Source organism: Oscillatoria sp. FACHB-1406 (genome assembly GCF_014698145.1).
Lineage (GTDB): Bacteria > Cyanobacteriota > Cyanobacteriia > Cyanobacteriales > Spirulinaceae > FACHB-1406.
In genome coordinates, this window is sequence record NZ_JACJSM010000001.1 from 370,936 (window position 1) to 388,596 (window position 17,661).

Here is a 17,661-nt window from a genome sequence, read left to right on the forward strand (position 1 = left end):
ATAAGACCTCAGTATCCTTACGACAAAGGTTACAGAGTGCATCCGATCTCTCGGACTTGCAAACAACTTCGCAATTTGCTAAGATTTGTAGAATAGATCGGTACACGAGGGCATGAGTTCGCCTACTTATAAGGAAGCGACTTAAACACTATCCAGTCGTGCGAACTCAACGATAGGTCTATTCCTGTCAGCGTCTACTAGAACAATTTATTAAACGATTCATCGAAAAGTTATGCTTAAACAACTTTTTTTTATTGCTAATACAATACCATTTTTATGCGTATCATTTCAGAATCAAAACTCAAGCGTTTTTGGGAGACAAAAATTGATTCTCAAGAGCCTTTAAGAACATGGTGTAAATTAACGAAGACAAGCAATTGGAAAAATTTTGTCGAAGTCAAACAAACGTTTTCTTCGGCAGATATTGTAGGAAAATTAACAATATTTGATATAGGGGGCAACAAATACCGCTTAATTACATTTATAGACTATGAACGCCAAAAGATATTTATACGCTATATATAGCGTTTTTCATATGCGTGAGGTACAGATTCCAAAATCAAATTGGTAGGGGCGCAAGCCTTGCGCCCGTTGGGTGTACCTCACTCGCGTGAAAACTGCTATATTAACTCACTATGAGTACGATCGAAATAAATGGAAAAAAGACCCGTGGAACAAAACATGAACTATAGTTTGACTAATAAAAATCAAAAAAAGCAACCCTTGGAGATTATCGAGCTTTTGATAATCTCCATAATTAGATTAACAAGCTCAGTGATTTCCCAATGATTCACTCATGTAATTACGTTGAATTAATCAATATCTTTCCTCCGCGCCCTATAACCTCAGAGGCTCAACTCTTAGCGACTCAGGAAATAATTGATTCTCTACTGGACAAAGAGGAGTTGAATTCTGATGAGCTTGAATACCTTGATGTATTAGGAACATTAGTTTATGAATATGAAAAAACACAAGAGTTGATTCCCGATATTTATGGTGTAGAGCTATTAAAAGCCTTGATAATGGAATTGGGTTTACGACAAAAAGACCTTGTTCCTGTTTTTAAGACTGAATCTATTGTGTCCGCTGTGCTGAGCGGTCAGAGGCAGCTTACAGCAAAGCATATCCAACAACTTAGTGAGTTTTTTCATATCTCACCTGCTGCCTTCTTCCCCATGTGTCACTAAAGTGCGTTCTAAAAACCCGGTTTCTCCAAAAAACTCGATGCCTTAACCAGTTTGCTCAAAGAAACCGGGTTTTTGCTATTAATACCATTTCTCACGGGGTCTGCACTAAATCAATAAAGCAGGGCAAAGGGGGATGAGGTTGATTGAGTACAAAACTTATGGGAATTGGGATTAAGGAAGCATCTGGTTATTTCTTCAACTCGATCGCTAACTCTCAATTATCCAACGTATTAGCGGTAAGAAAACATAAAAACTGAGTCCCAATCCGATCGCAATTCCCATCCCTAATAACGCACAAAAACCAACGCTCAGATCGAGGCGAGAAAGCGAAAGAAGTTCTTCAATAATAGAACTCGACCAATGGTCTTGCCAGAGGGAAAGCGCGAAAAATCCGGTCGTTCCGATCGCGGCAGCAAAAGCATGGAACAGCAGATGGCTGGGAAATCCCAAACCGAGGGGCAGTATAGCACTAGCGGCGGCAATAGCGACTAAAAAGCGCGCGATCGCGTTATAAGGCATTCCTGTCCAAAGCAACCACGCCATCCCGTACCCCAAAAACCCCAGCGAAGCCGCCGAAAAACGCCGCCGAGTTTGCCCGTAGCCCCCCGCTTGACTCAATCCCCAACCCGTCCCCAACCCGACGCAGGCAAATAAAAGCAGTTCTGGATGCGCTTCGATGCGAACCCCTGCCAGCAGTTGCGGCAAATTTTCCGTCACCAAGTCGGCAAACTTCCACCCCAAGGGAGTCCAATTCGCGAGGACAAAGCCCAGCAACGTGCCGCAAACCGCCCCAATCGCACCGCCCCACATCGAACGAGTAATAGCAAACAGTGCCGCCCCCGTAACTTTAACCAGACGACTGAGACGCGCTAAATTTTGCTGCGCGCTGGCGTTACTCTGTACCCAGTGCTGTTGGCTGCGGCGGAATACCTGCCCCATCGTTTGCCGAAAGCGCGTCCCCCGATGAAAATGCGTTCCCGGAATTTTTCTCAAACGCTGTTGCAAGGCGCGCGCGCTTTGCGGGCGTTTTTGCATCTCCCATTGCACCATCTCCTCGAGCAAAGCGATTAAAACCGGACTGGCGTTCGCGGCGTGATGCCACTGCAAAGCGCCCGTTTGCACGTCCTCCAATTCGAGGGGGTGCTGTCCGGTCAGCAGGTGAATCATCGTGCGCCCTAGGGCATAAATATCGGCAGAAGGTTCGACAAACTGCCCTGCAACCTGTTCGGGGGGACTGTAACCGGAGGAAAAGAGGCGCGTCGAACTGTCGGTGGAATCTCTCTGTTTTACGCCGCCGAAGTCAATGAGAACTAACTGCCCTTCGGCTAACGTTCCCGTTACGGGATCGGGGGGACGAAACCCGCGCAGCATCAGGTTTGAGGGTTTGATGTCGCGGTGAATGACGTAAGAGCGGTGCAAAACGTCTAAAATTTCGGCAGCTTGAGAAAGCCAGTCGATAATTAAGCTTTCCGGACAACCGCGCGGGAAACAATCGCTTAGCACTTCTTCGAGGGTGGGGCCGACGATTTTTTCCATCACCAGACAGTACAGCGGTTCTTGTCTGGGTCGGGGAACGACGAAGAAGCTGTCGGAGTTGACGCTTGGGATACCGGGATGCCGAAGATTGCCCAGCATAATCGCTTCGCGTTCAAAGAGTTTGAGGGCTTTATCGGAAGCGTGGGAGAGGACTTTTAGAACCCGTTCTTGGCGTTCTTGCAAGTCCCAAACGGTGTAGATGGCGGCGAATCCGCCCGCGCCGAGGCGTTCGAGGGGAAGGTAGCGATCGCACAATTGCAAGGATGTGCCGCAGCGCGAACAGAATTTTTGTCGGGCGGACTGGTCGGTGAGGGGAAAACAGTCGGGGTTAATACAGTGCAATCGGTCGGGGAACGACATTAAAAATTAAAAATTAAAAATTAAAAATTGGAAGTTCCACTGGGAAAGGTTAATTATCCTACGGCTGGAGACTGGGCTAGCAGCGCGCACACTTCTTCGTCACTCGTGGGAGAAAAGTCGCCGTACCAATATCCTAAAAAATGAAAGGGGTCGGGTTGCAACAGGGAAACAACGCGATTGGCACGCTCCTGTAATTGCGCGATCGCATCGGGCGGAATTACAGGAGCCGCAACGATGATAGCAGTGGGTTCGCGACCTTGCAAGCTGCTCATGGCAGCGGCAACGGTGGAACCGGTGGCAATTCCATCGTCAACGAGAATAACGGTGCGATCGCGAATTTCGGGGAAAGGTCGTTCGCCGCGATAAACTAAATCCCGCCGCGCTAATTCTCGAATTTCTCGCGTTATGGTTTGCGCGATCGCAGTTTCAGAAACTTTCAGCGATTGGATTAAGCGATCGTTGAGAACCATCGTTCCCCCCAAGCCGATCGCGCCCATTGCTAACTCTTCGTTACCGGGAACGCCGAGTTTGCGAACCAAACAGACATCTAAGGGCGCGCCGAGGGCCTTAGCAATTTCCGCCGCGACAGGAACCCCTCCGCGCGGCAATCCCAGCACGATTACGTCCGAACGGTCGGCAAAGTCGCTCAACTTTTCGGCAAGCAAGCAACCGGCTTCGGTGCGATCGCGCAAAGTGCCGCGTAGGGATGCGTGGGGTTGCCTCATTTTGCTGACCTCCTCGAACGATTGATTCCTCGCCGCTTGCTAATTGTTTAAGTTTTAAGTGTTAAGTTTTAATTTCAAGTTTGAGGTTCTTGGGGGGGTTTGGGCGAGGATTCTTTTTTGAGACGGCTGCCGCTATCGAGAATCTTTTGGGCGCGAAGGACGGAGTTGAGCGAGGACATCCGCGTTGGAATCGGCGTTCTCGGTTGGAGTCCTTGCAGCATTTCCGACAGTTGCCGCGCGTCTAAGCGTTTAGTTTCTCGGATTTTGTGCCACACCGATCGCGACATCAGCAGCGTGTGTTCGATTCGTTCTGCCCCGACTTGCTCGAAATACTCTTCCCGTTCCGGTTGGTAGTCTGCCGAGGTCAGTTGTAGGGCTTGCAAGGGCAAATCCTTGACAGAATTCACAATATATGATATTAACTCCGGATACAACCAAGTATAAGCCGGATGAACGGTGAGTTGGACTTGGTGCGGCTGCATTCCATCCCGACAAACGCGAACGTCAAAATAGCCGATCGCTGCTTTGCGTTGGGGTTCAAAGATATAGCCTTGGAGATTGCGCCCGCGTCCGAGCCAGCGATCGAGATGATTCCGCACTTTCCCCAGAACGCTGCATTTAAAATCGTTGACGTGGCGATCGAAAACTTGGCGTAAAAGCGGCGGCATCGATACCGTATCGAGTTGATAGAGCAACTTCGCATCGGCGTTGTTAACCGGAAGAAGATTCGGCAGGTTGGGTTGGCGCTCGGCTAGCGTTTGCCATTGCTCCGGGGCAAGCTCCCAATAGGTCAGTTGAGCTAAAGGTTGAAAACCGTTTTGCCGGTAAAGCCCGAGGGTTCTTTCATGCTCGATATTGACCTCTAAAATCCAAGTTCTCGCTTCCACAATTGTTTCAAAACAGTGACGCAACAGGCGATCGCCAATTTCCGTCGGCGAAAGGGTTGCGTTTTCGGCAATTTCTTCGAGCAAGACGCGATCGATACGCCAAGTGCTTTGGGAATTATTGAAGGGAGAAACCTGCACCATTCCTAAAGGGCGCTGATTCTGTTCCGCTACATAAGCACAGAAGAAGTGGCGATGAGAGTTGGGGAACAAACTTAAAAATTTAAGCACGCCGTACCAACGACGGACATTTTCAAGCTGTTGGTTTAAGGTCGTGCAGTCGTGGGCCGGATCTAACTCGCAGGACTGGACAGCCAAAGCTTCGATCGGTTCTAAGTCTCGATATTGGAGAGCGCGAATTTCGACGTGGGGCGTGGTTTCAGTCATTAGGGGCTAAAAGATACCATCGAGCGGTTAGGAGAACAGACGCTGAGCGATCGAGAGGCTAAACCAGCCGATTGCACGCTGCCCCTATATCTTAACCATTTTCTAGAGCGTCCACGACAGCTAAGGGCGGATATTTGTAGCCGAACGCAGAAATTTGTCAATTTAGACGCATCAATCCTCGTAAACATTTGTAAACTATTATTTAGCCGATTTACAAACTCCTGATTTTCTGAAGCGAAAATTGCGGAATGTCCCCAGGCAAGGTCGGAATGACTGAGATGCTTCTTCGCATTCCAGTAATTACACGCAAACTCAAGAGGATTTAATTTTAATGAAATCACTTGCTATGGCAGAGCGATCGCTGCTCGTCAGTCACATTTTATCGATGGTCTTCGGTTTAGCAGGTCTGCTGCTCATTTTACCCAATGCCACTTTGGTGGGAAATTTGCCCGGATTCGGTCAAAAAGTTTTTCAATGGTCGATGGCGGGGGGTGGAGTCGTTTATATGCTCTTTGGCACAGCAGCAGTCGCCCTTTATGCCTACCGAACTTTGGGCTTAAAACCATTACTCACTTTCATGATTCCGGCAATTCTGCTCTCGCTCAGTAGCGAACTGCTCGGAACGAGTACGGGTTTTCCCTTCGGACACTATCGCTACCTCGAGGGCTTAGGCTACAAAATCGCGGGTTTGGTTCCCTTTACCATTCCCCTATCCTGGTTTTATCTCGGCTTTTCCGCTTACGTTTTAGCGCGCGCGGGACTGAAAGCCTTAGCAGTCCCCCGTTTGTGGCAAATTGTCGGCGCGATCGCCTTTGGCTCGCTCCTGCTTACCTCCTGGGATTTTGTCCTGGATCCGGCCATGAGTCAAACTAGCGTTCCCTTCTGGATTTGGGAACAACCGGGCGCGTTTTTCGGGATGCCTTACCAAAACTTTGCCGGTTGGTTCGGTACGGGCGTTGTTTTCATGAGCGTCGCATCGCTATTGTGGAGCAAACTTAACGTCCCTGCGTTCCGCGATTTAACCTTTCCTCTAACTGTTTATCTTAGCAACCTCGCCTTTGCGACAGTGATGAGTCTTGCCTTCGGGTTTTGGGTTCCCGTTGTCTTAGGAATGGTTGTTGGAGTGGCTCCCGCGATCGCATTCTATGTCGTAGCAATGCAAGAGCGCGCCCTGCCTCAGCCTTCTACTCACCCTGAAGCTACAGTTGACGCGATCGACAGCGAAAAAGTTAAAATCCCAGTCGCTTAATCTTCAATAATTGGGGCGCAAAGTTTGCGCCCTAAACCTTAAAATCGCCAACCCGCCCAAAACGTTATCAATTGTCAATTCTCAATTATCAATTGTCTCTTACCTACTTACTCCTCAGCCTTCCCGCCGTCCTGATTTTCCTCTCACGCTTGCTGAAAGGAGCAAAACGGCGCGGCGCAATTGCGCCCCAACAACCCACCCCAGAAATGCAGGCAGCCGTCAGCATCGTCGTTCCCACCCTTAACGAAGCCGATCGCATCGCCCCCTGTTTGTCCGGTTTGAGCAAACAAGGAGAGGAAGTTCGCGAAATCTCCATTGTCGATAGTAACTCCCGAGACGGAACCCGAGAAATCGTCAAAACGGCAGCAGAACGCGATCGCCGCTTTCGACTCCTCACCGACGATCCCCTACCTCCCCACTGGATCGGCCGTCCTTGGGCGCTACACTACGGATTTTTGCAGAGTTCCCCCGAAAGTCGCTGGATTTTAGGGATTGATGCTGATACGCAACCCCAAGCGGGATTAGTCGCCAGCTTACTCGCTATTGCTGAAGCAGAAGGCTACGATCTGATCTCCCTCTCGCCTCAATTCATCCTCGAATATCCCGGCGAATGGTGGTTGCAACCCGCCCTACTGATGACGTTGCTGTACCGATTTGACGCTTCCGGAGTCGATGCCAAAATTAGCGATCGCGTCATGGCAAACGGGCAGTGTTTTTTCTGCCGTCGCAGCGTCTTGGAAAGCGTCGGCGGTTACGAAAGCGCTAGATCTTCCTTTTGCGACGACGTAACCCTCGCTCGCCACATCGCCGCCCGAGGCTACAAAGTCGGATTTTTCGACGGGCGGCGCGTGCTAAAAGTGAGGATGTACGAAGGATTAGCCGAAACCTGGCGCGAGTGGGGGCGATCGCTCGATCTTAAAGATGCCTCCTCAAAAGGGCAAATTTGGAACGATTTATGGGTGTTACTCTGCACTCAAGCACTCCCCATACCCATCTCGATCCTCGGTTGCGGATTAATTGCAATGGGTTACGGCACGCTACCGCTAAAAATCCTCACCGGACTCAATTTAGGGCTGGTTTTCATCCGATTTGCATTGCTCGTTGCGATCGCACCCTCTTATTACCGTCCCCCAAAAAAATCCCCCGCTTCCTTACTCTTTTGGCTTTCTCCCTTCGCCGATCCCCTTGCTGTCCTGCGTATCTTCTTATCTGCGGCAAACAAACCCAAACAATGGCGAGGAAGAAGTTATAAATAATGAATAATGAATGGGAAATAATGAGTTTTGAATGATGAAGGGTGAGGAATGAATAGCTAATTACGAATTACGAATTACGAATTACGAATTACGAACTACGAATTATCAAAACGATGCAGACCACCACATTAGGAAAAAACGGCCCCACCGTAACCGCTCTTGGGATAGGAACTTGGGCTTGGGGCGACCAACTTTTTTGGAACTACGGCAACAGCTACGATAAAAATCAAGTGCGAGAAGCCTATCTAGCTGCAATCAATGCCGGAATTACCTTTTTCGATACCGCCGAAGTTTACGGTTTGGGCGAATCAGAATCTCTAATCGGGCAATTCATGAAAGAAGATGGCCGTTCGGTCGATATTGCCACTAAATTCGGGCCCGTTCCTTGGCGCTTTTCTGCCGATTCAGTTTACGAAGCCGTAACAGCGAGCCTCAAACGCTTACAATTATCGCGTGTCACCCTCTATCAAGTCCATTGGCCCTTTAGCTTTTTCCTCAGTCAAGAAACATTGATGAATGCCCTTGCCGACGAAGTTGAAAAAGGGCGAATTGGTGCGATCGGTGTAAGTAATTATTCCGCCCAACAAATGCGCGAAGCCCATCAATTTTTAGCAAAACGCGGCATTCCCCTAGCCGTCAATCAGGTTCAATATTCCCTACTCTCGCGTCAAATCGAACGTAACGGCGTACTCGCTACAGCACGAGAATTAGGCGTAACCATTCTCGCTTACAGTCCCTTAGCGCAAGGATTATTGACGGGAAAATATAGTCCCCAAAGCGGTAATTCTCCCGATGGCGCGCGGCGGTTTAGTGGCGCTTTCAGCACCAAAGGCTTAGAGAACATCGCCCCCCTATTGCAAGTCTTACAGGAGTTGGCAACGAAATATCAGAAAACTCCTGCCCAAATTGCCCTCAACTGGTTGGTCGCGCAAGAAACAATTCCAATTCCCGGGGCAAAAAATGCACGGCAAGCGATCGATAATGCGGGAGCATTAGGTTGGGCGCTTTCTGTTGAAGATGCGGCACAATTGTCAGCGATGAGCGAATCGTTAATATAGAGGGTAGAGCGCACAATAGTCGGTCTAGTAGGGTGGGCAGCGCCCACCAGCCAAAACTTTTGCGTGTTTAGAAATATACTTTCACAAGCAAGTAAAACTATATCTCGATAACTTTTATTATTTTCGACATAATTTGACAATAAAAAGCACAAAAACCATTGAGAATAGACATTCATTCTCTCTCAAAACTACTCAAAAGAACTGGGCCTAGTAAAGGTTGATGTCCCAAACACCGCAAATCCGCATCTTCTCCCAATTGTTCGCGCTGTTCGCGACTATAAAACCGCACGCTTCCCGGCGTAATTAGCAATTGCGGCAAAAGTTCACCCATCGAGAAATCGGCTAAATAATACCGCCCGCCCGATTTTAAAACTCGCCGCACCTCAGCTAAAACTCGTTCTGGATGAGGATAATGCAACAAACTGATGGTATTGAAAACTGCATCGAATTGTTCGTCCTCAAAGGGCAACGATTCTGCATTGCTTTGAAGATAACGGATGCGAGTTTCTTCATTGTTTCGCCGCGCTCGATCGAGCATTTCTGCCGATAAGTCCAAACCAATTCCTTGCAAGCTGGGATAATTTTTTGCCAAACGAGAGAGAAGTTTTCCCGTTCCGCAGCCTAAATCGAGAACTTCGGCAGATTCGGGCAGTTCGATGCAATCGAGCAAGCGCTTGTGGATGGCTTGATAAAAGACGGTTGTGAGTAGAAAATCGTAGTTAGGGGCCCAGCGATCGAAGAATTTTTGTTTCTTCCTAAACAGTTCCAAATCGTTCATATTGCCACCTATTTCTAAACAATATATGTAAAGAGCGTACTATTTTTTTTCAGTCCCAGCCAGCCTCAAGTTAGAATTGCTTCATAGGTTTGAAATTTCATGATTGCGGGCGGCGCGATCGCATTCTCGTTGCGTTACTTCGTGCCGGTAGCGGAACATTGCTTGCAACTGTATATTCACCAGCCAACCCAATAACGCTTCGCCCCAAAAGCCGCCAGGTAACTCATAATTAATGCTATCTGTCAAGTCCGTATTGCCATTTTTTTCAACAAAATCATGACGATGTACCCAAGAAACCATCGGTCCTTTTTCCTGTATATCAATAAAGAATCGATAGGGTTCGCAAGCAGTATGTCTTGCAATCCAAGGAATCGGGATTGGGCCTAGCCATAACCAAAATTCCGATACCGCGCCCACCCCTAAACCGCCTTGACGACGAACGACGCGGACGGGTTGCCAAGGAGGAGTCAAAATTTGCAAAATATCGGAACGTTCGTGAAATTCCCAAACAGTTGCAACGGGCGCATTGATGGTGGAGGAGTAGTGAAAGTGAAGCACGAGTTATTCTTGGTAGTCGGTATCAATTTCTATTTCGAGCGTCTCTTCATCGATCCGCACGTATAAAATATTGGGTCGGCAGCAAACTTGACAATCTTCAATATAGGATTGTTCGAGTCCTGCACTCAGATCGACAAAAGTCGAATTCGTTTCGCCGCAAAATGCACAATAATATTCAGCCGTATTTTCCATAAGTATCAGGGTACGAACTGTATCAAATTTTAGCGATCGCGAGGGAGACAAAGCAAGAGTAGGACTTAGCTCCTAGAGCGCGACAGTTAAAATGTTAAGATCGAGGGCGTAATTAAGATTTGTGAAGTAAGCCGCTCCATTTTTTCATCAGCGCCGGAAGGTCTATTCTAAGTCTAAGGGTTTTAAGATAGTATGAGTATTCTTTCCATCTTCCCCGCGTCTTTGTGTGTGAAGTCTAATTCGCATTAGGCATAACCGTTTTTAATATGGTTTTCAACAAACTGCCCTCTCTTCTTTATCGAGTCAAGCGCAACAACAATTTAGGATTCGAGCGACTAATGGCAACATTAGCAGCCCTAAATTATCTCCTGGTACTGTTCGATTTGACTTACATTCCCCTGCGCGATTTTTGGTTGCAAGGTCGCATTCAAGCTTCGATTAATGCAGGTCCAGTCCAAGCAAAAATTCCCCCAGAACCGATAATAGTTCCCATGTTACCCATTCCGGTCTGGTACGACTGGGTAAAAGGGATCGAACCTCACAGAGATACAGAACGTTACCTCGATCTCGTTGCAGATCTAGAAAAAAGAGTCCTTCAATCGCCTTCATTACAAACTCCAGAAGTTGCCGACTTGCTTGCCCAACTGAGAACGCAAAGTGACGAAATGGTAACAACCAATCCTTTTGCCCTTGCGAGTAAAACCGGCACGCTGGAGAAGATTAAAAATCGAATGCGCCAGCACGTTTTCGGTACGGCAGAAGCATCTGCAAAAGAAGCATTTCAGCGCTTTTGGGCAGCGGAAAACCTCACGCCCGATCGCTACCCGTCGGAAATCGCCTTTTTTAACCGCCAAATCCGTCCCCTCATCGCAACGAACTATTACCGTCCCACCGGAGAGAATGGCGAACCAATTAATAACTTTGGACTGCTTGACTTCCCATTTTTCTTAATCTTTGCCCTCGAATTTCTCGGACGGACATGGTTCCTCAGTCGTCGCTACACTTCGATTAGCTGGTTTGAGGCGATGACGTGGCGCTGGTACGATATCCTGCTGCTGCTGCCGTTTCTGCGCGGGTTGCGGATTATTCCCGTGGTGACGCGCCTCCATCAAGCCAAGCTAATTAATCTCGACAAAATCAAACGGCAAACCAGTCAGGGAATTGTGGCTGAAATTGCTGAAGATATTACTGAAGTGGTGGTGGTGAACGTGCTGACGCAACTGCAAGAATCGATTAGCGCCGGAGAGATCGAGAAGTTATTTGCTCGCACGACGCAAGAGCAATATATCGATCTTAATAATATCGATGAAATTAAAGAAATTATTGGGCTGTTTTTGAATGTGATTGTCGAGCGAGTAATGCCAGCGGTGCAACCCGATATTGAAGCGTTGTTGCAGCATAGCGTCGATCGCGCGATCGCGCAAAGTCCCGTCTATCAGAACTTCAAACTGCTACCGGGATTTGAACAACTCGAAAAAAAGATTTCCCAACAACTTCTGTCGAGTTTGTACGATGGGCTGCGGGAGGGACTCAAAGGTTTGACACAGAGCGATCCCCAACTCGATCGCCTCTGGAAACAATTTAATCAAAGCCTGATTTCAGTTTTACAAACGGAAGTGAAAACGCAACCCACTCTCAATCGTTTGGAATACCTGCTGACGGCCCTCATTGAGGAAGTGAAAGTGAATTACGTCCAACGACTTTCCCAAGAAGATGTCGAACAATTGCTCGAGCAAACGCGGAAATTGCGATTTGCAGTGCGAGGCAAACCCGCGATCGTGGTTAAACACTCAAATCGCGCCCCTTAGTAGAAAGTTGTCAATCGGGCCAGAGAATGGTTAAGATGGAGGGAGAGCAACCGAGTTTTGCTCTTCTGGGCGCGGGCTTGAGAAAGTCGCAAATTCCGGAATTCCGCAACCTGCCCGCGCGCGGGCAAAGGCGTTGCTGAGTGCGAAATATCGCTCAAAGACAGGAAGTGGGTGCAGCCCGCTTTTTTTATTGGCATCGAGAATTGAGGGTGGAAACGTTGAGGGTATTGAGCTTCGCGAGAAAACTTTACAAATTCTCTGATGACTAATGACTGATGACTGATAACTGAAATGACTCATCCGTTAATTCCCAAGATTCTCGAAATCGCAACGCCCATCGCCGAACAGTTGGGTTTAGAGGTTGTTGGGGCAGTGTTTCAGACTAACAAAAAGCCCCCCGTGCTGCGCGTGGACGTGCGAAATCTCCAAACCGATACAGGTTTGGACGATTGCGAAAAAATGAGTCGGGCGCTAGAAGAACAACTGGATGCAACTCAAGCGATCCCCGATGCTTATGTTTTAGAAATTTCGAGTCCTGGTACTTCTCGCCAGCTACTGAGCGATCGCGAATTTATTGCCTTTAAGGGATTTCCCATCCTCATCAAAACCTATAGCCCCTACCAAGGGCAAAAAGAATGGCGAGGACTCTTACAAGGGCGCGACGAACAAGCGGTTTATCTCAATCAAAAAGGGCGCGCGATGGCACTCCCCCGAGACGCGATCGCAAAAGTACAACTTGACGACAACCCTTGACCTGCCCTCTATTCTAATCCCCGAATTTCAGGAGACTTATAAATATGTCTTTGGTTAGTTTGCCCGGTTTAAAAGAAATGATCGATGAAATTAGTAAAGGGCATAATTTACCTAAATCCGCCGTACAAGAAGCCTTGCGAGAAGCCTTACTCAAAGGTTACGAACGCTTCCGCCGCTCCCAACAACTCAGCAGTCGCCAGCCCTTCAGCGAAGATTATTTCGACAACTTTGAAGTCGAACTCGATACCGAAGAAGAAGGCTTTCGCATTCTCAGCAAAAAACTGATTGTCGAAGAAATTGCCAATACCGACCATCACATTGCCCTAAAAGACGTACAGCAGGTGACTTCAGAAGCCCAAGTCGGCGATTCGGTAATCCTCGATGTCACCCCAGAACAAAAAGACTTCGGGCGCATGGCTGCCATTCAAACCAAGCAAGTCCTGCTGCAAAAACTGCGCGACCAACAGCGCAAGATCGTGCAAGAACAGTTTAAGGATTTGGAAGGAACTGTTTTAACCGCGCGGGTTTTGCGTTTCGAGCGGCAATCGATCGTTATGGCCGTCAGCAGCGGTTTCGGACAGCCAGAAGTCGAAGCCGAACTGCCCAAACGCGAACAACTCCCCAACGATAATTATCGCGTTAACGCCACATTTAAAGTGTTCCTCAAAAAAGTGCGCGACGGGCTGAGTCGGGGACCGCAATTGATTGTCTCGCGCGCTGCTGCGGGTTTGGTGGTGTATTTATTCGCCAACGAAGTGCCGGAAATCGAAGATGAAGTGGTGCGGATTGTCGCGGTTGCCCGGGAAGCAAATCCGCCCTCGCGTCACGTCGGTCCGAGAACGAAAATCGCGGTCGATACTTTAGAGCGGGATGTGGATCCCGTCGGCGCTTGCATCGGTGCGCGGGGATCGCGCATTCAAGCGGTGGTTAACGAACTGCGAGGCGAAAAAATCGATGCGATTCGCTGGTCGCCAGATCCCGCGAGTTATATCGCCAACGCTCTCAGTCCGGCGCAAGTCGATCGCGTTGTGCTAGTCGAACCCGAGGAACATCAAGCGTTGGTTCTCGTCCCAGAAAATCAATTGAGTTTGGCGATTGGCAAGGAAGGTCAAAACGTGCGCTTGGCAGCCCGCTTGACGGGTTGGAAAATTGATATCAAAGATAGTGCGAAATATCAAGAACAGCCCGAGGAGGATCGGAACGAATCGGTAGCGAGGGAAGAGGAAAGCCGTTTAGAATTAGAAGAGGTAGAGAACCGACTTGAAGGGGAAATCCCCGAAGGGCTAGAACCTGAATCTGAGGACTCCGAAGCAGCGATTGACGATTAAAATGGGAGAATCCCAAGCGAAACAACCTAACGCGCGCCGCTGCATTAGCTGCCGCAAAGTCGCCCCGAAAGATGCCTTTTGGCGAGTTGTGCGAGTCTATCCATCGCGAACGGTACAATTAGATTGGGGTATGGGACGGTCTGCTTATCTGTGTGCTACCGAGTCCTGCCTGAAAGCAGCCAGACACAAAAATCGCCTGGGGCGAGCGTTAAAAACCGCAATCCCCGAAACGATTTATCAAAGCTTGGAACTGCGCCTCGGCGCGGGCGCTCTAAGCGCTCCCCCGAAAGAATAAAGAAAAAGTAGAATATTCCAACAAAATTTAGAGGTAGACTGGTAACGCGAGCGCTGGGCAGCGATCGAAGCGATCGCCCTTTTTCCCTCCCCCACCCAACGAAAATCATTACATTAAAAGTGAATCTTCAACAAAAAACACCCAAGACAAACCCTCAAAAACAACCCAAACTCAAACTTATAGGTCAAACGGGGCATACTGGATGAACGCAGGAAAAACGAGAATTTACGAGCTATCTAAAGAATTGAACCGAGATAACAAAGATATTTTGGAAATTTGCGAACGGCTTAACATTGCCGTAAAAAGTCACAGCAGTACCATTGACGATGCCCAAGTCGAACGGATTCGGGCAGAAGCAAAACGCTATCCTCACAAAGCACCAAGCGGTGTGGGGTCGAGCGATTCCGTAGGAAACCGCCCAGCAGCGCGGGGTAACGAACGAAACCCCGAACCCGCCCGCGAACTCCGCAAACCCCAAATTCGAGAAATCTTGAAATCAACGACCCCTCCCTCTTCCCAAGCATCGGCTCCCACCCCCCCAAAATCTATGGTGCAAGCTGCTCGACCGCGATCGCCGCTCGAACCTAGCAAGTCGGTCGAGGAGGCGCTCGAACCTTTAGAAACCCCCAACCGCGAAGACAAGCCCTGGGAGGGCGAAACCGACTCGGATTTCGCCGCTTCGCCCGAACCGGAAGCGTCCTCGCCGCAATTGCTATCGCCGCCGCCGCGCGGTGCGAAATCTCCGGATTTCACCAAAGTTAGCGCGATCGAGAAACCGATCCTCAGCAAACCGAAGAAAAAGGTGAAACCGGGCGAAGCCCGGAGCAGCAGTCCTGCCCCCCGCCCCTCTGCCGGAACAGAAGGAAAAACGCCCGTCAAACCAGCAGCGCCCGTGAAAGGTTCGGGGAAAGGCCCTGCTCTGGGAGCCAGACCCAAACCCCCCAACGCGCCGAAACTCGATGCGACCTTAGCCCCCCCGCCGGAACGAACGGTTCCGACTCCCGACGACGAGTTAGAGGAAGAAACCTTACTACTCGATCCGCCGACCGAAAAACCCAAACTCAAGCGCCCAACTCCCCCGCGCGCCTTCAAACGCGATGCCGAATGGGAAGATGAGGAAGAAGAAGGGGCAGACGGTAAAGGCAAAGTCGGTAAAGCAGGCAAGCTAGCCGGTAAAGGGAAGCGTCGCAGCACGATGCTCGAAGATGAAGAGGAAGATCTAGAAGAACTCCAAACTCAGCTTCAGAGTCAAAGTTCGGTCAGTATTTCCATTGCTCGCCCGCCCAAGCCCGCAGCAATGCAGGCTGCCGAACAAGCAACGGTAGCCGCTAAGAAAGCCAGAAAAGCGACTCCTAAAACCGGAGATAGTAGTTCCAGCCGCAATAAGACTCGCGAACGACAAACGGCGAAAGTTGCGCCGACTACGCCCGATCGCATCGTCTTGCCGGAAAGTCTGACCGTGCGCGAATTAGCCGAACGACTCTACATCTCTGAAAATGATGTAATTACCAAGCTCTTCATGCAGGGGATTGGGGTAAAAATCACCCAAACCATCGACCTGGCGACAGCGAAACTCGTCACCGACGAACTGGGCGTGACGGTTGAAGCTCAGCAGGCCGAAAAATCTGCCGCTGCGAAAACGGAGATGATTGAAGAGCGAGATCTTGAAAGTCTCCAGCGCCGTCCGCCTGTTGTTACGATTATGGGTCACGTCGATCACGGTAAAACAACCCTGCTCGACTCGATTCGCAAAACCAAAGTCGCTCAAGGCGAAGCGGGCGGAATCACCCAGCATATCGGCGCGTACCACGTTGATGTCGAACACAACGGTCAAACCGAGCAAGTGGTGTTTCTGGATACGCCCGGTCACGAAGCGTTCACGGCGATGCGCGCGCGCGGCGCTCGGATTACCGACATTGCCATTTTGGTGGTGGCAGCAGACGACGGCGTGCAACCGCAGACGCGGGAAGCGATCAGCCACGCGAAAGCTGCCGGAGTGCCGATTATTGTTGCGATTAACAAAATCGACAAGCCCGACTCCAATCCCGATCGCGTCATGCAGGAGTTGACCGAACTCCAACTCGTTCCCGAAGAATGGGGCGGCGAGACGATTATGGTTCCCGTGAGCGCAATGACGGGCGAGAACCTCGATACGCTCTTGGAGATGATTCTGCTGGTAGCGGAAGTCGAACAACTCGAAGCCAACCCCGATCGCAACGGAAAAGGTACGGTCATTGAAGCCCACCTCGATAAAGCGAAAGGTCCGGTGGCAACGCTATTGATTCAAAACGGCAGCCTGCGCGTCGGCGATATCGTCGTAGCCGGTTCGACGTTTGGGAAGATTCGCGCCGCGATCGACGATCGCGGAAACCGGGTTGAAGACGCTACGCCATCCTTTGCCGTTGAAATCTTGGGACTCAACGACGTACCCTTAGCTGGGGACGAATTTGAAGCCTTCGACAACGAAAAACAAGCTCGAGAGCTAGCCGAATCGCGAGCGATGGCGATTCGCGAAACTCGCCTAACCAGCGCCCCCGGTCGCGTCAGCTTGAGCAGTTTGTCCGCCCAAGCCCAAGAAGGAACCCTCAAGGAACTGAATTTGATTGTCAAAGCCGACGTGCAAGGCTCGGTCGAAGCACTCCTCGGCGCGCTCAAGCAGCTTCCTCAAGGCGAAGTCCAAGTCAGCGTCTTATTTGCCGCTCCCGGCGAAATCACCGAGACCGATGTGGACTTTGCCGCAGCGAGTAGCGCGGTTATTGTCGGTTTCAACACCGCTCTCGGTAGCGGCGCGCGTCAAGCCGCCGATCGCGCTGGCGTAGACATTCGCGAGTACAACATCATCTACAACCTCCTCGACGACGTACAAGCGGCGATGGAAGGTCTCCTCGAACCAGAAGAAGTGGAAGAATACCTCGGTACTGCCGAAGTTCGCCAAGTCTTCAACATTGGAAAAGGATCCGTAGCCGGGTGTTACGTGCAGTCCGGGCGTATCGTCCGCAACCGTCGCATCCGCGTCCGTCGCGGTAACGAGGTCATTCATGAAGGCACTCTCGACTCCCTCAAGCGCGAGAAGGAGAATACCACTGAAGTTAAAGCCGGTTTTGAATGCGGAATTGGCACGGCTAAGTTCAATGAGTGGAAAGAAGGCGATCTGATTGAGGTTCACCAAATGATTCTCAAGCGCCGCACGCTGTCAGTTAAATAGGGTGGAGATCGCCAGATCGATATCGAGCGCGGCGAGGCAAAAAAACCTCGCCGCGCTGTTACTGAAGCGTTTTGCAATCTAGTTTACATAACGTTAGAAAAA

Annotated in this window: 17 protein-coding genes; 10 read left to right on the forward strand and 7 right to left on the reverse strand. The window is 49.8% G+C overall.

What is annotated here, in order from left to right:
* Positions 1 to 276 precede the first annotated feature (276 nt).
* Together H6G50_RS01655 and H6G50_RS01660 are read left to right on the forward strand one after the other, a co-directional pair.
* Positions 277 to 525: a type II toxin-antitoxin system HigB family toxin gene (locus H6G50_RS01655; protein WP_190712605.1), complete on the forward strand. Its 249-nt coding sequence runs from the start codon at positions 277 to 279 to the stop codon at positions 523 to 525.
* A 260-nt stretch (positions 526 to 785) separates the two neighbouring features.
* Positions 786 to 1,187, forward strand: coding sequence for a transcriptional regulator (locus tag H6G50_RS01660; protein WP_190712607.1), 402 nt, complete (start codon positions 786 to 788; stop codon positions 1,185 to 1,187).
* Positions 1,188 to 1,394: 207 nt separating this feature from the next.
* Here H6G50_RS01660 and H6G50_RS01665 read toward each other — a convergent pair whose 3' ends face one another.
* The 3 genes from H6G50_RS01665 to H6G50_RS01675 form a co-directional block, all read right to left on the reverse strand.
* Entirely contained in the window at positions 1,395 to 3,083 is a 1,689-nt protein-coding gene (locus H6G50_RS01665) for a serine/threonine-protein kinase (RefSeq protein WP_190712609.1), read from the reverse strand.
* A gap of 53 nt (positions 3,084 to 3,136) precedes the next feature.
* Entirely contained in the window at positions 3,137 to 3,808 is a 672-nt protein-coding gene (locus H6G50_RS01670) for a phosphoribosyltransferase (protein ID WP_190712611.1), read from the reverse strand.
* Positions 3,809 to 3,882: 74 nt separating this feature from the next.
* Positions 3,883 to 5,079, reverse strand: coding sequence for a GNAT family N-acetyltransferase (locus H6G50_RS01675; protein ID WP_190712613.1), 1,197 nt, complete (start codon positions 5,077 to 5,079; stop codon positions 3,883 to 3,885).
* A gap of 331 nt (positions 5,080 to 5,410) precedes the next feature.
* Between H6G50_RS01675 and cruF the strand changes: the two genes are divergently transcribed.
* The 3 genes from cruF to H6G50_RS01690 all read left to right on the forward strand — a co-directional run bounded on the left by cruF (position 5,411) and on the right by H6G50_RS01690 (position 8,642).
* Positions 5,411 to 6,328, forward strand: a complete 918-nt coding sequence (gene cruF, locus H6G50_RS01680; protein ID WP_190712614.1) for a gamma-carotene 1'-hydroxylase CruF — start codon at positions 5,411 to 5,413, stop codon at positions 6,326 to 6,328.
* Positions 6,329 to 6,420: 92 nt separating this feature from the next.
* Entirely contained in the window at positions 6,421 to 7,584 is a 1,164-nt protein-coding gene (gene cruG / locus H6G50_RS01685; protein ID WP_242032663.1) for a 2'-O-glycosyltransferase CruG, read from the forward strand.
* A 113-nt stretch (positions 7,585 to 7,697) separates the two neighbouring features.
* Positions 7,698 to 8,642, forward strand: a complete 945-nt coding sequence (locus H6G50_RS01690) for an aldo/keto reductase (protein WP_190712616.1) — start codon at positions 7,698 to 7,700, stop codon at positions 8,640 to 8,642.
* Between the two features lie 172 nt (positions 8,643 to 8,814).
* Here H6G50_RS01690 and H6G50_RS01695 read toward each other — a convergent pair whose 3' ends face one another.
* The 3 genes from H6G50_RS01695 to H6G50_RS01705 all read right to left on the reverse strand — a co-directional run bounded on the left by H6G50_RS01695 (position 8,815) and on the right by H6G50_RS01705 (position 10,170).
* Positions 8,815 to 9,420: a class I SAM-dependent methyltransferase gene (locus H6G50_RS01695; RefSeq protein ID WP_190712619.1), complete on the reverse strand. Its 606-nt coding sequence runs from the start codon at positions 9,418 to 9,420 to the stop codon at positions 8,815 to 8,817.
* An 81-nt stretch (positions 9,421 to 9,501) separates the two neighbouring features.
* On the reverse strand, positions 9,502 to 9,978 hold the full coding sequence (locus tag H6G50_RS01700; protein WP_190712621.1) for an SRPBCC family protein: 477 nt from the start codon (positions 9,976 to 9,978) through the stop codon (positions 9,502 to 9,504).
* A gap of 3 nt (positions 9,979 to 9,981) precedes the next feature.
* Positions 9,982 to 10,170, reverse strand: a complete 189-nt coding sequence (locus H6G50_RS01705) for a CPXCG motif-containing cysteine-rich protein (protein WP_190712623.1) — start codon at positions 10,168 to 10,170, stop codon at positions 9,982 to 9,984.
* Between the two features lie 266 nt (positions 10,171 to 10,436).
* On the opposite strand from H6G50_RS01705, the gene H6G50_RS01710 reads away from it, so the two are divergent.
* Positions 10,437 to 11,978, forward strand: coding sequence for a hypothetical protein (locus H6G50_RS01710; RefSeq protein ID WP_190712625.1), 1,542 nt, complete (start codon positions 10,437 to 10,439; stop codon positions 11,976 to 11,978).
* On the opposite strand, the gene H6G50_RS01715 is transcribed toward H6G50_RS01710, so the two are convergent.
* The gene (locus H6G50_RS01715; RefSeq protein WP_190712628.1) at positions 11,975 to 12,175 is read right to left on the reverse strand and encodes a hypothetical protein; all 201 of its coding nucleotides are present in this window, start codon (positions 12,173 to 12,175) and stop codon (positions 11,975 to 11,977) included. The genes H6G50_RS01710 and H6G50_RS01715 overlap by 4 nt on opposite strands.
* Before the next feature lie 94 nt (positions 12,176 to 12,269).
* Here H6G50_RS01715 and rimP point away from each other — a divergent pair, with 94 nt between their 5' ends.
* From rimP to infB, 4 genes are all read left to right on the forward strand, one after another.
* Positions 12,270 to 12,731 (forward strand): ribosome maturation factor RimP, encoded by a 462-nt coding sequence (gene rimP, locus H6G50_RS01720; RefSeq protein ID WP_190712630.1) that lies wholly within the window; start codon positions 12,270 to 12,272, stop codon positions 12,729 to 12,731.
* Between the two features lie 44 nt (positions 12,732 to 12,775).
* The gene (nusA, locus tag H6G50_RS01725; RefSeq protein ID WP_190712632.1) at positions 12,776 to 14,059 is read left to right on the forward strand and encodes a transcription termination factor NusA; all 1,284 of its coding nucleotides are present in this window, start codon (positions 12,776 to 12,778) and stop codon (positions 14,057 to 14,059) included.
* 1 nt (position 14,060) lies between these two features.
* Positions 14,061 to 14,354, forward strand: a complete 294-nt coding sequence (locus H6G50_RS01730; RefSeq protein WP_190712634.1) for a YlxR family protein — start codon at positions 14,061 to 14,063, stop codon at positions 14,352 to 14,354.
* 202 nt (positions 14,355 to 14,556) lie between these two features.
* Positions 14,557 to 17,559, forward strand: coding sequence for a translation initiation factor IF-2 (gene infB / locus H6G50_RS01735; RefSeq protein ID WP_190712636.1), 3,003 nt, complete (start codon positions 14,557 to 14,559; stop codon positions 17,557 to 17,559).
* Positions 17,560 to 17,661 lie beyond the last annotated feature (102 nt).

What these genes read in the sequence shown, in the direction of transcription:
- H6G50_RS01715 (WP_190712628.1), bottom strand. Translation starts at nt 12,175, where the DNA reads ATGCCAATAAAAAAAGCGGGCTGCACCCACTTCCTGTCTTTGAGCGAT.
- H6G50_RS01660 (WP_190712607.1), top strand. Translation starts at nt 786, where the DNA reads ATGATTCACTCATGTAATTACGTTGAATTAATCAATATCTTTCCTCCG.
- H6G50_RS01730 (WP_190712634.1), top strand. Translation starts at nt 14,061, where the DNA reads ATGGGAGAATCCCAAGCGAAACAACCTAACGCGCGCCGCTGCATTAGC.
- H6G50_RS01690 (WP_190712616.1), top strand. Translation starts at nt 7,698, where the DNA reads ATGCAGACCACCACATTAGGAAAAAACGGCCCCACCGTAACCGCTCTT.
- H6G50_RS01675 (WP_190712613.1), bottom strand. Translation starts at nt 5,079, where the DNA reads ATGACTGAAACCACGCCCCACGTCGAAATTCGCGCTCTCCAATATCGA.
- H6G50_RS01655 (WP_190712605.1), top strand. Translation starts at nt 277, where the DNA reads ATGCGTATCATTTCAGAATCAAAACTCAAGCGTTTTTGGGAGACAAAA.
- H6G50_RS01710 (WP_190712625.1), top strand. Translation starts at nt 10,437, where the DNA reads ATGGTTTTCAACAAACTGCCCTCTCTTCTTTATCGAGTCAAGCGCAAC.
- H6G50_RS01665 (WP_190712609.1), bottom strand. Translation starts at nt 3,083, where the DNA reads ATGTCGTTCCCCGACCGATTGCACTGTATTAACCCCGACTGTTTTCCC.
- H6G50_RS01695 (WP_190712619.1), bottom strand. Translation starts at nt 9,420, where the DNA reads ATGAACGATTTGGAACTGTTTAGGAAGAAACAAAAATTCTTCGATCGC.
- nusA (WP_190712632.1), top strand. Translation starts at nt 12,776, where the DNA reads ATGTCTTTGGTTAGTTTGCCCGGTTTAAAAGAAATGATCGATGAAATT.
- H6G50_RS01670 (WP_190712611.1), bottom strand. Translation starts at nt 3,808, where the DNA reads ATGAGGCAACCCCACGCATCCCTACGCGGCACTTTGCGCGATCGCACC.
- rimP (WP_190712630.1), top strand. Translation starts at nt 12,270, where the DNA reads ATGACTCATCCGTTAATTCCCAAGATTCTCGAAATCGCAACGCCCATC.
- infB (WP_190712636.1), top strand. Translation starts at nt 14,557, where the DNA reads ATGAACGCAGGAAAAACGAGAATTTACGAGCTATCTAAAGAATTGAAC.
- H6G50_RS01705 (WP_190712623.1), bottom strand. Translation starts at nt 10,170, where the DNA reads ATGGAAAATACGGCTGAATATTATTGTGCATTTTGCGGCGAAACGAAT.
- cruF (WP_190712614.1), top strand. Translation starts at nt 5,411, where the DNA reads ATGAAATCACTTGCTATGGCAGAGCGATCGCTGCTCGTCAGTCACATT.